Here is a 12,601-nt window from a genome sequence, read left to right as displayed (position 1 = left end):
CCCCCATGACCACCACCCTCTCCCAGCGCCTGTCGGCCGAACTCGCTGGCCTGCGTGACAGCGGCCTCCTGATCCGCCCGCGCGTGCTGGAGGCCCCCCAGCGCGCCCGCACCCACGTCGGCGGCGTGGACGTGATCAACCTCGCCTCCAACAACTACCTGGGTTTTGCCGACCACCCAGCCCTGAAGGAGAAGGCCGCCGCCTACCTGCGGGAGTGGGGGGCCGGGGCGGGCGCGGTGCGGACGATTGCGGGCACCCTGCGCATCCACGAGGACTTCGAGGAACAGCTCGCGGCCTTCAAGCACACGGGGAGCGCCCTGGTGCTGCAAAGCGGCTTCACCACCAACCAGGGCGTGCTGGGCACCCTGCTGCAACCCGGCGACCTGGTGGTCAGCGACGAGCTGAACCACGCCTCCATCATTGACGGCCTGCGGCTCACCAAGGCCACCAAGAAGATCTTCAAGCACGCGGACCCGGCGGATCTGGGACGGGTGCTGTCGGAAAACGAGACGGACGGCCTGAAACTCGTCGTGACCGACGGCGTGTTTTCCATGGACGGAGACATTGCCCCGCTGGACCGGCTGGTGGAGGTGGCCCGCAAGTACGGGGCCGTCACCTACGTAGATGACGCCCACGGCTCGGGTGTGCTGGGCGAGGCCGGGCGCGGTACCGTTCACCACTTCGGCCTCCAGGATTCGGAAGACGTGATTCAGGTGGGTACCCTGAGCAAGGCGTGGGGCGTGGTGGGCGGCTACGCGGCGGGGCACGCGGACCTGCGCGAACTGCTGATCAACCGTGCAAGGCCCTACCTCTTTTCCACGGGGCACCCGCCCGCCGTGGTGGGCGCCCTCTCGGCGGCGCTGGACCTCGTGCAGCAGGAGCCCGAGTTTATGGAGCGGCTGTGGGCCAACACCCGCTTTTTCAAGGCGGAACTCGCCCGGCTGGGCTTCGACACGATGGGCAGCGAGACGCCCATCACGCCCGTGCTGTTTGGCGAGACGGGTGCGGCCTTCGAGGCCAGCCAGCGCCTGCTGCATCAGGGCGTCTTTGCCGTTGGTCTGGGCTTTCCCACCGTGCCGCGCGGCCTGGCCCGCATCCGCAACATCGTGACCGCCGAGCACACCCGCGACGATCTGGACCAGGCCCTCGCCGCCTACGAGCGGGTGGGCCGCGAGATGGGCGTGATCGGGGGCTAGGGTGACGGGCCGGGAGGAATCCGGCGCGGGGGCATCCCAGGCTGCCTGGAGGCCCCGCGCCGGGAAGAGGGTCCCACCCCATCGCGGCCCGGTTGCCGAGCGGTTTCGCCGTCCTGGGCGACCCGCAGTTTCTGGCAGGACACGGCGCGCTGCGCGCCGATCCCGAGGTGCCCCGCCCGGAAGCGCTGGAGGGGGCGGGGCACCTCCGGGACCCGGGGCCGAGTTGGTAAGGCGGGGGAGGCTGCGCGCGGCATCTTCGCTCCTCCTCTTCGGGGGCCCAACGGCGGGCGAGGGGCTGGCCCTCGGAGGCGAGCATCTGTGTGAACTGCTCCTGACCGATGAAGCGCTGGTGCTGCGCGTGGGCACGGCGGAAGTGCTCGGCAAGTTTCAGGCCGTGGAACACAGCCCCATGCTGGAACGGGCACAGATCGGGAGTGGAAAGAGGGCCCGCCGCCCTCGTCCCGCGGTATGCCGTGGGCAGGGACCTCCATTTCGTCGAGTGGCGCGTTTACGCCGTCCACTGCGCCCGGCCCAACCTGCGGCGGCTGGAACGCAAGGGCTTCCAGATTGGGAGGAGGACGGGGTGGGCGAGCGCTACTGGCTCCGGGTGCCTGTGAAGCCGAATGATTGAGTACCGCGTCCGCACCGTCCCCGACTTTACCGCCCTCGGCCAGCTCCGAACCGCCGCCTGGAACGGGCCGGACGATGGGCAGAGCTGGCCCGCCGTCCTCGCGCGCAGCCTTACCTGGGTGACGGCGCACGAGGGCGAGAGGTTGGTAGGTTTCGTCAACGTCGCCTGGGATGGCGGCGCGCACGCCTTTCTACTGGATACCACCGTTCACCCGGACGTGCGGCGCCGGGGTGTGGGCCTGCGGTTGGTGCGGGCGGCGGCAGGGAGCGCCCGGCAGGGGGGGGCCTACTGGCTACACGTGGACTTCGAGCCGCACCTGCGCGACTTTTACGTGGCCTGCGGCTTTCGTTCTACGGATGCCGGACTGCTGCGCCTGGCATAGTTTCCGAAGGGCCAACGGCTCAGGGCCAAAAGCTCCCCGCTCCCCGCCTATCATCCCCCCATGACCCAGCGCCCGCCGACACCGCGCCCCCCCGTAGGCGACAAGCAAGACAAGGGCCGCGAGGTGCAGGCCATGTTCGCCTCTATCGCGCCGCGCTACGACCTGCTCAACCGGGTGCTGAGCCTCGGGGTGGACCGGGGCTGGCGGCGGGAGGCGGCGCGCGAGGCCCTGGCCCTGGGGCCCACCCGCGTGCTGGACGTGGCGACGGGAACCGGCGACTTTGCGCTGGAACTGAAAGCCCGCGCGCCGGAGGCCGAGGTGGTGGGCAGCGATTTCGTGCCGGAAATGCTCTCGATTGCTCGCCAGAAGGCCCATGTCCGTCACCTGGAAGTGCGGCTGGAAGAGGGCGACGCCCTGAATCTGCCGTACCCTGACCACGCCTTCAGCGCCGTGACCTGCGCCTTCGGCTTTCGCAATTTTGCGGATTACGGGCGCGGCCTGGCCGAGATGTGGCGGGTGCTGTCGCCCGGGGGCCGCCTGGTCGTACTGGAATTTCCACCGCCCCGCCCGGGCCTGTTCGGCCCGCTGTTCCGCTTCTACTTCCGCCAGGTGCTGCCGCGTATCGGCGCCCTGGTCAGCGGCAACGCCGGAGCCTACACCTACCTCCCGGAGAGTGTGCTGGCCTTTCCAGACCCTGAGCGCCTCGCGGCGATGATGCACGCCACGGGCTTTCGCACCCGCTACCGCCTGCTGACCTTCGGCATCGCGGCGATTCACGTGGGGGACAAGCGGTAGCCTTCTCTAAAATTCTAGAATAAAGGCATGAGGAAGCTCCTGCCCGTGGTGCTCGCGTTGCTGCCCGCTGCGCAGGCCCAGGGGGCAGATCCCCTCGCACCCCTGCTGGAGTTTGCCAAACAGCAGCCGGGGGACCTCGCGGTGTTCGTCGCCTCGGTGCGCCCAGACGGCTCACCCGATTCGGCAAGGCCCGCGCTCGTGTGGAACCCCACTGCCTCCATGCCGCTGGCAAGCAGCCGCAAGATCGTGGTGCTGTCGGCCTACGCGCGGGCGGTGGCAGCGGGCAAGCTAAACCCACAGGTCCTGGTAAAGCTCTCCGAATGGGAAGAGTTCTACCTCCCGGGCACCGACGGAGGCGCGCACGCGAAGAGCCTGGCGGCCTTAAACCTTCCCGCCGACTCCCAGGGCCGCGCGCAGGACGGAAGCCGCGCTGTGCCCCTCGATACCGTGGTCCGCTTCATGATCGAGACGAGCGACAACGCCGCCGCCGACCTCGTGCTGACGCGGCTGGGCAGGGACGCCGTCGCCGAGATCCGCCGCGACCTGAAGCTGAGCGGACAGGAAGAATTCGGCCCCTTCAGCGGGCTGTTCAGCGCTTGGCAGGACCCGGCGGCGCGGGCGGATTACTCCAGGTGGCCCATGCTCCGGCGGGTGTCGGACGCTTGGAGCCGAACGGCGCAGCTCAGCCGCACCCCCGCCCTGCGTGACCCGGAGACGGTCCGCCAGGGTCTCCCCACTCGCGAGGATCAGGCGGCCCTCGTGGACGCCACTGACGCGCACGGCACCGTGAGTGATTACGCGGGCCTGATGGCGCAGGTGCTGACGGGAGCAGGCCTGAAGCCCGCTGAACGTGAGGTCATGGCCCGGCATTTGGGCTGGCCCATGCGGCTTAACCCCGCCAATGCCCAGGCCTTCAGCGAGGTCTATGCGAAGGGCGGCAGCCTGCCCGGCGTACTGACAAACACTTACGCCCTGGCGCCCAAAGTCGGCCCCCACAAGGGTGAGAAGCTGGTGGTCAGCCTCTTCCTGCGCCGAATTCCCGAGGAACAGTACGGCCTGCTGGAAGCGTCCATGAATGACGCCATGGTCTATCTGGCCCTTGTACCTGGACAGGCGCAGCGGCTGGCCGACGTGCTGAATGCCGCGCCGGGGCCCTGAGTCCCGCCCGTTACGCTGCCCCCATGTCCCTACCGTACTGGGGGTTTCCGGCGGGCGCGGTGGTGTTTGCCGGGCACGTCTCGCTGCCCACGGGCGCGGCCTATGGCTGGCAGCAGGGTGCAGCGGCCCCGGAGTGCAGCGGCCCCGGACCTCCTTGCCGCCGACTGGCAGGAGGCCGCCCCCGTGCTCGCCGCCCTGGGCCATCCGCTGCGGCTGACGCTGCTGCGCGCCGTGTTCCGCGGGCAGGACACCACCGCCGCCTTTCAGACCAACTCCGAACTGGCCGGGGCGGGCAAGCTCTACCACCACCTGCGCGAGCTTCAGGCCGCCGGATGGCTGGTGCCCGGGGGACGGGAGCGCTCCCCGCGCCTGCGTTTCCCTGAAGTGGAGCGAGGACAACAAAAAAGGCCCCCGGGAGCGGGAGCCTCTCTGACTTGTGTGGGTCTCAGACCGCGAGCACCTGACGGCCGTTGTAGTAGCCGCAGCTGGGGCAGATGTGGTGGCTGAGCTTCTTGGCGTGGCAGTGGGGGCACGCGCTGAGGTTGGGGACCACGAGGGCGTGGTGGCTGCGGCGCATGTCGCGCTTGCTCTTGCTGGTCTTCTTCTTGGGAACGGGGTGCTTCGCCATGATTTCTCTCCTCGGGGCCGCGCGGCGCCCTGTATTCTTCGGGAACGGTGTGGACCGTCCAGAGCGGGTTTGGGTGCCGGGGCGCGCTTTCTTCACCCTCCGGGCCGGGTCCCCTGCGAGCAGGAACAGGCCGCGGGGCGGGCGAGACAACAGCCGGGAGTATAGCACGCGCTCCCGTAGGGCGGGAAGGGGGCTAGCATGGCGGGCAATGCCCGACGCCATCTTGCCGACCGTGACCCTGGAACAGGGACTGCACGCCCTGGACCTGCTGGGCGTCCTCGCCTTCAGCATGTCGGGAGCGCTGCTGGCGGTGCGCAAGAGATTTGACCTGTTCGGCGTGCTCGTGCTGGGCTGCGTCACGGCGGTGGGAGGCGGGGCCATCCGCGATACCCTGACCGGACAGACCCCGCCCCTCTTTCTGCGCGACGAGACCTACCTGTGGGTGGCCCTGCTGGGCGGCGTACTGGCCTTCGCGTTTGGAGAGCGACTCGCCCGCTTCGAGCGGACCCTGCGCCTCTTCGACACCGTGGGGCTGGGCCTGTTCGCCGCGTCGGGTGCGCTCGGGGCCATCACCTTTGGGCTGGGGCCGTTGGGGGTGGCCTTTGCGGGAATGCTTAGCGGCGTGGGCGGGGGCGTGATCCGCGACCTGATCGCCAATGAAGTGCCCGAAATCATGTACCGACACGATCAGCTGTACGCCACGGCAGCGGCGGCGGGAGCCCTGACCGTCTACCTGCTGCATGGGCTCGTCACGCCCTTTCAGGCGCAGCTCGGCGGTGCGGGCATGGTGGTGCTGCTGCGCTACCTCTCGCGCCGGGGCTGGGCGCGGCTGCCCGTGCGGCGCTTGCCGGAGGACGGCTGAAACCGATTCCGTCCGCTCCGTTTTCCTCCTGCTCGCCCTGCTTAGCAAGTCTGCTCGGGTCGGATCTTTTTACAACGGTGGGGTAGGCGTCCGTTTCAGGAAGGGCTCAACGTCCACCGTTCCAGCCGAGGAGCGGACCTTGCCGTTTCTCAGGGCTGGACGGCCTCGGCACTTCCGCGGCTCCGTTTTCAACCTCTGCGTTACACTGCGCGCAACATGTCTAAACAAGAGCAGCGCCCAGAGGGCTTCTGTACCCGTGCCGTTCATGCCGGCCACGGCCTTGACCCCGTAACGGGAGCCCACGCCGTGCCCATCTACGCCACCTCCACCTTCGGCTACGGCAGCGCTGAACGCGGGGCGAGGCTGTTTGCCGGCGAGGAACAGGGCTATTTCTACTCGCGGCTGTCCAACCCCACCGTGCGGGCCTTTGAGGAAAAGCTCGCCAGCCTGGAGGGCGCGGAGGGGACCGTGGCCTTCGGCAGCGGTATGGGCGCGGCGAGCGCCATCGCCCTGACCTTCCTGAAAACGGGCGATGAGGTGGCCTTCGTCGGCCCCCTCTACGGCGGCACCGAGGGCCTGCTGCGCGACATCCTGGGCCGCTTCGGCGTGACGGTCCACGACGTGAGGAATGTGGAGGAGCTGCGCGGCGTGGTGTCCGGCAAGACGCGGCTCGTCTGGCTGGAAACGCCCACCAACCCCACTGTGCAGATCGTGGACCTGGAGGCAGCCTCCACGGTTGCCCACGCGGCGGGAGCGCTCGTCGTGGTGGACAACACCTTTTCCACGCCCTACCTCACCCGTCCTCTGGAGCACGGTGCCGATCTGGTCATGCACTCCGCCACCAAGTATCTCGGCGGACACGGCGACGTCGTGGCCGGCGTGGTAGCGGGCGGCGCGGAACTGGTGACCGAGTTACGCCTGCACGGCCTGCGCCACGTGGGTTCGGTGCTGGGGCCGTTCGAGGCGTACCTGCTCCTGCGCGGCGTCAAGACCCTGCCGCTGCGGATGGAGGCGCACTGCGCCAACGCTCAGGCGCTCGCTGAGGCGTTGCAGGGCCATCCTGCCCTCAAGGCCCTGCACTACCCCGGCCTGTCTTCCCACCCCGGGCACGAGGTGGCGGCCCGGCAGATGCGCGCGTTCGGGGGTCTGCTGAGCATCGAACTGGAGTCGCAGGAGGCGGCCTTCGCCTTCCTCGACAACCTCAAGCTGTTCACGCAGGCGGTCAGCCTGGGCGACGTGGAGAGCCTGTCGTGCCACCCCGCGAGCACCACCCATCATCTGCTTGGTGAGGCAACGCTCGCCCGTCAGGGCGTCACGCCCGGTCTGGTGCGCCTCTCCGTAGGTATAGAGGACGCCGAGGACCTGATCTGCGATGTGCTGAGGGCGCTGGACCGGGTTCCGGTGGGCGCGGGACGCTGAGGGCAGAGGGCCAAACAGGTTCTGTGCCCTCAGCGCCCTTGTGAGCTTCTTACACATCCCACTCCTGCGTGCGGTGCTATGCTCGTGCACGAACCGAGAGGTGTCCGGTTCACACAAACAGGGCAGCGCAAGGTCTGTTCGCTGCGGACTCGGGGCCACCCCGAAGTTCCGGACGGAGCGAGAAGCGGTCGCGTTCCGACAGGTGGGCAGAAGACGAGGTGGAGGTGAGCGAGTTTCTGCGGATGCCTCCAGGCCCCGGCACGGGCCTACCCGACCCCCCGGCTTCACAGGAGCAGCGAGGGGTGAAGCGCGGCGATAAGCCCCACGGCGACGTGGAGATAAGGCCGCGCAGTGACTTCAAATCAAAGACACCGCCTCCCTCGGCCCTGCTGCTTGGCGCTGTGCCGGGGGGGGGTGGGAGCGCACGCTTTTTCCCAGGGCTGACGTGATGGCCGCCTTTTGGAGCGGAGCCGCAGGCGTCTGGACTGGGAACAAGCGTGGGACCGCTTCCGCCAGGTGCTCCGCGCGGAGCACCCTGGAGGACTTATGTGCGGAATCGTGGGATACATCGGTATGCGTCAGGCGCAGGACGTTCTGATCTCGGGCCTCGCCAAGCTGGAATATCGCGGTTACGACAGTGCGGGCGTGGCGGTGGGCGACGGAGCCTGCCTCGCCGTTCGCAAGAAGGCCGGGAAGCTCGCCAACCTCAGCGGTGAGCTGGAGGGCGCGCCCCTGGCCGGTACCCTCGGTATTGGTCACACGCGCTGGGCCACCCACGGCCTGCCCAACGATACGAACGCCCACCCCCACGCCACCGAGGACGGCAAGATCGTCATCATCCACAACGGGATCATTGAGAATTACCTTTCGCTCAAGGCGGGGCTGATCAAGCGCGGCCACAGCTTCAAATCCGAGACCGACTCGGAAGTGCTGGCCCACCTGATCGAGGAAGCCTACGCGGGCGACCTGTATGAGGCGGTGCGGACGGCGCTGGGACAAGTGCGCGGAGCCTACGGCATCGTCGTCACCCATGTGGACCACCGCGAGATCGTGGCGGCCCGGACCGTCAGCCCCCTCGTGATGGGCGTGGGCGAGGGCGAGATGTTCCTGGCCTCGGACGTGCCCGCCCTGCTCGCCTACACCCGCAGGATGGTCTTCCTGCACGACGGCGACATGGTGGTGCTGCACGACGACGGCTACCGGGTGACTGACCTGGCGGGCAATCCCGTCGAGCGCGCGGTGGACCACATCGACTGGGACGCCGAGGCGGCGGAAAAGGGCGGTTTTGATACCTACATGCTCAAGGAAATCTACGAGCAGCCCCAGGCCCTTGCCAACACCCTGATTGGCCGCCTGCACGACGAGACGGGTGAGGTGAACCTCGACATCAACCTTGACCCCGCCTCCTTCAAGCGCATCTCCATCATTGCCTGCGGCACCGCCTTCTACGCCGGGCTGGTGGGCGAGTACCTGATCGAGCAACTCGCGCGCATTCCGGTGGAGGTGGACGTGGCCTCCGAGTACCGCTACCGTTCACCGCTGGTCAGCGAGAACACCCTCGCCATCGTGGTGAGCCAGTCGGGCGAGACCATCGACACCCTCGAAGCCCTGCGTGAGGCGAAGAAGGGCGGCGCAAAGACCCTCGGCGTGATCAACGCGAAGGGCTCCTCCATGACCCGCGAGCTGGACGACACGCTCTATATCCACGCGGGACCCGAGATCGGCGTGGCGAGCACCAAGGCGTATACCAGCATGGTCAGCGCCTTCCTGCTGCTCTCCCTGTGGCTGGCCCGCGCGCGCGGCACGCTGGACGAGGCCCGGGCCCAGGAACTGCTGCACGCTGCCCGCGAGCTGCCCCGCCTGGTGGAAGAGGCCCTGAGCCCCGAGCGCGTCGAGAAGATCAAGGCGGTGGCCGAGAAGTATGCCCACGCCCGCGACTACCTCTTCCTGGGGCGCGGCGTGAACGCACCCACCGCCTTTGAGGGCGCGCTGAAGCTCAAGGAGATCAGCTACATCCACGCCGAAGGCTACGCCGCCGGGGAGATGAAGCACGGTCCCATCGCCCTCATCGACGCCCACCTGCCCGTGGTGGTGGTGGCGACCGAGAGCTTCCTGCTGGAAAAGACCATCTCCAACGTGCAGGAGGTCCGCGCCCGCTCCGGCAAGGTAATCGCGCTGCTGAGCGACGGCGACACCGAGAATGCCCAGCACGCCGACGACGTGCTGTACGTGCCCCACGCGCACGAGATGGTCAGCCCGGTGGTCAACGTGGTGGCGCTGCAACTGCTGAGCTACTACACGGCCACGGCGCTGGGCAAGGACGTAGACAAGCCGCGCAATCTGGCAAAGAGCGTGACGGTGGAGTAAGGGGAAAACGGCAGGGCGCGGCGTTGGGGGCGACTCCCGCCGCGCCCTGCCCGCTGCGCATAAGGTTGAGGAGAGCGTATCCGACCCCAGGGCGTTCTCCTCCCGCACCTGCCTGCGTTACACTGCCCCCTTGATGTTCCGCCCCCACGCCCCCGATCACACACCCACCATGCCCCGCAGCCAGCCGCAGCCGGGTCACCTGTACGACGTGGCGGTGGTGGGGGCGGGCCTTGCGGGCACCGAACTTGCCTGGCGGCTGGCCCAGGCCGGGCGCGACGTGGTGCTGGTGTCGCAGGCGCTGGACCACATCGGAAACCTGTACCAGCCGGACATTCGGGATGCAGGATTTCCCGGAGACAGTGTGTTTGCCCAGATTGCCGCCCGCATCGCTCCCGAGACCGACGGCTGGACCTTCCACCGGTGGCTCAAGGCAGAGATCGAGGCCACGGCAGGCATTCACCTGCTGCAAAGCACCGTGACTGCGCTGGAAGAAGAGGGCGAGGGCGTGACCCTCTCCACCTGGGAAGGTCCGAAGCTCCGCGCCCGCCGGGCGGTGCTGGCGGTGGGCGCATTCCTCAAGGGCCGCCTCCTTATCGGCGACACGATGGAGGAAGCCGGACGGCTCTCGGAAGTGGCCTACGATTTTCTGGCCGACGATCTGGCCCGCTCGGGGGTATGGCTGATTGGGGCGGAACAGACGGCCGCAGGCGTGGAAGGCGCGCCGCCCTACAGCGTGCGCTTCCTGACGCCAGCTCCTGGCGAGTTGGACGGCTTCCGCCTCACCCGTTTTGACCGGGTGTATGGAGTGGGCCGCTGCCTGCCCGGCGAGCAGACGTATGCGGGCGTGCTGGAGGGCGCTGCCCGCCTCGCTTCCGAACTGCTGGCGGTGGAGGCGTGATCTCGCGCCTTTCGGACTTCCGCTTTCCCGACGCGGCTTCCCGACTGTACCCGGACACGCCCGGGCGGCCCTGGGTTCTGGAAGTGGGGTTTGGCGATGGCCGCTTCTGGCCGCATTTCGCCGCGACCTTTCCGGAGGCTCCCAATTACCTGGGGGTGGAGATCAGCGGCGTATCGCTCCTAAAGGCCAATCGGCGGCTGCGCCAAGCGGGCCTGACCAACGCGGTCCTGACCAAGCTGCCCGCCCTGCCCCTCGTCCGCGAGGTGGTGCCGCAAGGAGCGCTGGCCGCCATCGTGGTCAACTTTCCCGATCCGTGGCCCAAGGCGGGGCACACCGAACACCGCCTGCTGCGCGCGCCCTTTTTTCAGCTGGCCGCCAGCCGACTCAAGCCGGGCGGCGCGGTGCTGCTCACCACCGATCACGATGAGTATTTCGAGTTCGCCTTGGCGGAGGCGGAAGCGAGTGGCGTCATGCGCGCCGAGCTGACCCAGCCTCCGGCCGCCGCGCTGGAAACCAAATACGCGCTGAAGTGGCGTGACCTGGGCCTGGGGGCGCACCACGCCCGCTTCATTCCCACCGCACATCCCGCTGTGCCTCACGGCACCATCCTTCGCTTTCCAGACCATGAGGAAGACCCCACCGTGCCCCACGCTGTCCTGACCCTGCCCGAGACATTCGATCCCTCCGAGTTTCGCAAACACACCGCCCGGGGCGGACAGACCCGGGAAGATCCGTCGGGCTGGACGGTGGTGCTGCTCGACGTGTACCGGAGCCTCAAGAAAGACGGCTGGGTTGCGCTGGCCCACGTCGTGGAGGGTGAACTGACCCAGGAAGTCCTGATCGGCATCACCGGGCGGGAGGACGGCACCTTTCTCGCGCGCCTCGCCCGCTTTGGCGGACCCATCATCACGCCGGGGGTCAAGGCGGCGGTGGGCACGGTCACGGTCTGGCTGGAGGGCCAGGGCGCGCAGGTCCGGCACCGGGGCTATTGAGGAAGCGCCCAGCCTCAGCGGGCCGCCCACCACACCGTCCATGTCCCAGCCCGAACTCCACTTCACCCGCGAACCCCTGAGCGTCCTGCTGCCCGCCGTCCGTGCGACTCTCACGGCGGTCGGGCAGGTGAGCTTCACCGTGCCAGACCCCGACGAGGGGGTGGGCCGCTACGCAGGAGAGGCGACGGCCGCCGGACTTCACCGCCCCTGGCAGACCTGGGCAGACCTGGCGGACCTGCTGGGCGCGCACCTGCTCACCCCCGAATCTGTGGGGGAGGGCCGGGTGCGCGTGCGGCTGCGACTCTACGCAAATGCACCTGAGCCTGACGCGAACGGTTACGGCGCGGGGAGTGACTGGAGCCGGGTGGACAAGCTGGAAGACCCGGTATTCCTGTTCACGCTGGTCGAGGCGCTGCGGCGGGTGAACCCCCCGGCGGGAGGGCGTGTGCTGGCCCTCGGAGTCAACGCGGGCCGTGAACTCGGCGCGCTGGCCCTCGCCTTTTCGGAGCGCGCCTTCGAGGTGGTGGGCGTGGACCGGGACGTCACGGCCCTCGCTACGGCGGCCTCACGGTATCCTGCCGCCGCCTTCCTCGCGCTGGACGTCAACGCCCTGCCCGCGCCGGACCTTGGACGCTTCGACCTCGTGCTGGCCCTCAGCCTGCTGCAAAGCCCAGCGGTGCGGCAAGACGTCGTGCTGGCGGCCCTGCGCCGCCACCACCTGACGCCGGGTGGAGGGCTGGTCCTGGGCTTTCCCAACGCCCGTTACCGGGATGGCCTGCTGAGTTACGGAGCGCGCCTGCGAAACTTCGCCCGCCCAGACCTTAGTCTCCTCGCCGCCGACGTGACCCAGGCCCGGCGAGGCTTGCAAAAGCAGGGCTTCAAGGTCTTTGTGACGGGAAAATATGAGGTGCTGGTAACGGCCATTCCCTCGGGCGTGACGACCCCAACGGACCTGGAATTGTGATCTGAAGCGAAGGCAGGGGGAAGAAGGCCGTTTCAGTCGCGCTCGGCTCGCTCAGGAGCGCCCCAGGCCCGCTTCTTCGTCCTGCTGTCCGGCGGTTGTCAGGCCCTGCACGTTTTCCCGCAGTTCCTCCAGCTTTTCTTGCCGGTCCGCCCCCCGTTCCAGCCCGTTGGCGTCCACGTTGCCGTCCGCGCCCTGCATGCCCTCCTCGATCACTTCCTGTTGGTCGATGGCGGTGTGCGCGTTGTCGCTGAGGTCCGTGTCCTTGGTCATGCCCCATCTTCCCGGCGGCGCGTGAAGCGGGGAAGCGAC

General features: G+C 68.4%; 13 protein-coding genes. 11 read left to right on the top strand and 2 right to left on the bottom strand.

The annotated features are described in order from the left end of the window. Positions 1-5: 5 nt before the first annotated feature. The 5 genes from B9A95_RS27690 (at position 6) to B9A95_RS27670 (ending at position 4,162) form a co-directional block, all read left to right on the top strand. Complete coding sequence (locus B9A95_RS27690) at positions 6-1,196, top strand: glycine C-acetyltransferase (RefSeq protein WP_084050460.1); 1,191 nt, start codon at positions 6-8, stop codon at positions 1,194-1,196. Positions 1,197-1,288: 92 nt separating this feature from the next. Beyond that, positions 1,289-1,426: a hypothetical protein gene (locus B9A95_RS34235; protein ID WP_170928788.1), complete on the top strand. Its 138-nt coding sequence runs from the start codon at positions 1,289-1,291 to the stop codon at positions 1,424-1,426. 393 nt (positions 1,427-1,819) lie between these two features. Next, entirely contained in the window at positions 1,820-2,209 is a 390-nt protein-coding gene (locus B9A95_RS27680; protein ID WP_084050456.1) for a GNAT family N-acetyltransferase, read from the top strand. Between the two features lie 60 nt (positions 2,210-2,269). Further along, positions 2,270-3,004 carry a bifunctional demethylmenaquinone methyltransferase/2-methoxy-6-polyprenyl-1,4-benzoquinol methylase UbiE gene (gene ubiE, locus B9A95_RS27675; protein WP_084050454.1) on the top strand — a complete coding sequence of 245 codons (735 nt, stop codon included), beginning with the start codon at positions 2,270-2,272 and terminating at the stop codon, positions 3,002-3,004. Between the two features lie 27 nt (positions 3,005-3,031). Then, entirely contained in the window at positions 3,032-4,162 is a 1,131-nt protein-coding gene (locus tag B9A95_RS27670; protein WP_084050452.1) for a serine hydrolase, read from the top strand. Positions 4,163-4,607: 445 nt separating this feature from the next. Here B9A95_RS27670 and rpmF read toward each other — a convergent pair whose 3' ends face one another. Then, complete coding sequence (gene rpmF / locus B9A95_RS27665) at positions 4,608-4,790, bottom strand: 50S ribosomal protein L32 (protein ID WP_084050450.1); 183 nt, start codon at positions 4,788-4,790, stop codon at positions 4,608-4,610. A gap of 208 nt (positions 4,791-4,998) precedes the next feature. On the opposite strand from rpmF, the gene B9A95_RS27660 reads away from it, so the two are divergent. The 6 genes from B9A95_RS27660 to B9A95_RS27635 all read left to right on the top strand — a co-directional run bounded on the left by B9A95_RS27660 (position 4,999) and on the right by B9A95_RS27635 (position 12,292). Next, positions 4,999-5,652, top strand: coding sequence for a trimeric intracellular cation channel family protein (locus B9A95_RS27660; protein WP_084050449.1), 654 nt, complete (start codon positions 4,999-5,001; stop codon positions 5,650-5,652). Positions 5,653-5,868: 216 nt separating this feature from the next. Continuing rightward, positions 5,869-7,071 carry a trans-sulfuration enzyme family protein gene (locus B9A95_RS27655; protein ID WP_084050447.1) on the top strand — a complete coding sequence of 401 codons (1,203 nt, stop codon included), beginning with the start codon at positions 5,869-5,871 and terminating at the stop codon, positions 7,069-7,071. A gap of 546 nt (positions 7,072-7,617) precedes the next feature. Further along, positions 7,618-9,438, top strand: coding sequence for a glutamine--fructose-6-phosphate transaminase (isomerizing) (gene glmS, locus B9A95_RS27650; protein WP_084050445.1), 1,821 nt, complete (start codon positions 7,618-7,620; stop codon positions 9,436-9,438). A 133-nt stretch (positions 9,439-9,571) separates the two neighbouring features. After that, positions 9,572-10,336, top strand: a complete 765-nt coding sequence (locus tag B9A95_RS27645) for an FAD-dependent oxidoreductase (protein WP_084050443.1) — start codon at positions 9,572-9,574, stop codon at positions 10,334-10,336. Beyond that, positions 10,333-11,328: a tRNA (guanine(46)-N(7))-methyltransferase TrmB gene (gene trmB, locus B9A95_RS27640; protein ID WP_084050441.1), complete on the top strand. Its 996-nt coding sequence runs from the start codon at positions 10,333-10,335 to the stop codon at positions 11,326-11,328. Before B9A95_RS27645 ends, trmB begins: the two co-directional genes overlap by 4 nt. Before the next feature lie 40 nt (positions 11,329-11,368). Then, positions 11,369-12,292 carry a class I SAM-dependent methyltransferase gene (locus B9A95_RS27635; protein WP_084050439.1) on the top strand — a complete coding sequence of 308 codons (924 nt, stop codon included), beginning with the start codon at positions 11,369-11,371 and terminating at the stop codon, positions 12,290-12,292. A 51-nt stretch (positions 12,293-12,343) separates the two neighbouring features. Here the strand turns inward: B9A95_RS27635 and B9A95_RS27630 are convergent, their stop codons facing one another. Beyond that, positions 12,344-12,562 carry a hypothetical protein gene (locus B9A95_RS27630; protein WP_084050437.1) on the bottom strand — a complete coding sequence of 73 codons (219 nt, stop codon included), beginning with the start codon at positions 12,560-12,562 and terminating at the stop codon, positions 12,344-12,346. Positions 12,563-12,601: the final 39 nt, after the last annotated feature.

This window comes from Deinococcus hopiensis KR-140 (assembly GCF_900176165.1).
GTDB lineage: Bacteria > Deinococcota > Deinococci > Deinococcales > Deinococcaceae > Deinococcus > Deinococcus hopiensis.
Note: the sequence above shows the minus strand (reverse complement) of the source record. Positions and strands in the feature narration are given on the sequence as shown.

Coding starts and splice junctions, on each gene's coding strand:
- B9A95_RS27690 (WP_084050460.1), top strand. CDS start 6: ATGACCACCACCCTCTCCCAGCGCCTGTCGGCCGAACTCGCTGGCCTG.
- B9A95_RS27680 (WP_084050456.1), top strand. CDS start 1,820: ATGATTGAGTACCGCGTCCGCACCGTCCCCGACTTTACCGCCCTCGGC.
- ubiE (WP_084050454.1), top strand. CDS start 2,270: ATGACCCAGCGCCCGCCGACACCGCGCCCCCCCGTAGGCGACAAGCAA.
- B9A95_RS27670 (WP_084050452.1), top strand. CDS start 3,032: ATGAGGAAGCTCCTGCCCGTGGTGCTCGCGTTGCTGCCCGCTGCGCAG.
- rpmF (WP_084050450.1), bottom strand. CDS start 4,790: ATGGCGAAGCACCCCGTTCCCAAGAAGAAGACCAGCAAGAGCAAGCGC.
- B9A95_RS27660 (WP_084050449.1), top strand. CDS start 4,999: ATGCCCGACGCCATCTTGCCGACCGTGACCCTGGAACAGGGACTGCAC.
- B9A95_RS27655 (WP_084050447.1), top strand. CDS start 5,869: ATGTCTAAACAAGAGCAGCGCCCAGAGGGCTTCTGTACCCGTGCCGTT.
- glmS (WP_084050445.1), top strand. CDS start 7,618: ATGTGCGGAATCGTGGGATACATCGGTATGCGTCAGGCGCAGGACGTT.
- B9A95_RS27645 (WP_084050443.1), top strand. CDS start 9,572: ATGTTCCGCCCCCACGCCCCCGATCACACACCCACCATGCCCCGCAGC.
- B9A95_RS27635 (WP_084050439.1), top strand. CDS start 11,369: ATGTCCCAGCCCGAACTCCACTTCACCCGCGAACCCCTGAGCGTCCTG.
- B9A95_RS27630 (WP_084050437.1), bottom strand. CDS start 12,562: ATGACCAAGGACACGGACCTCAGCGACAACGCGCACACCGCCATCGAC.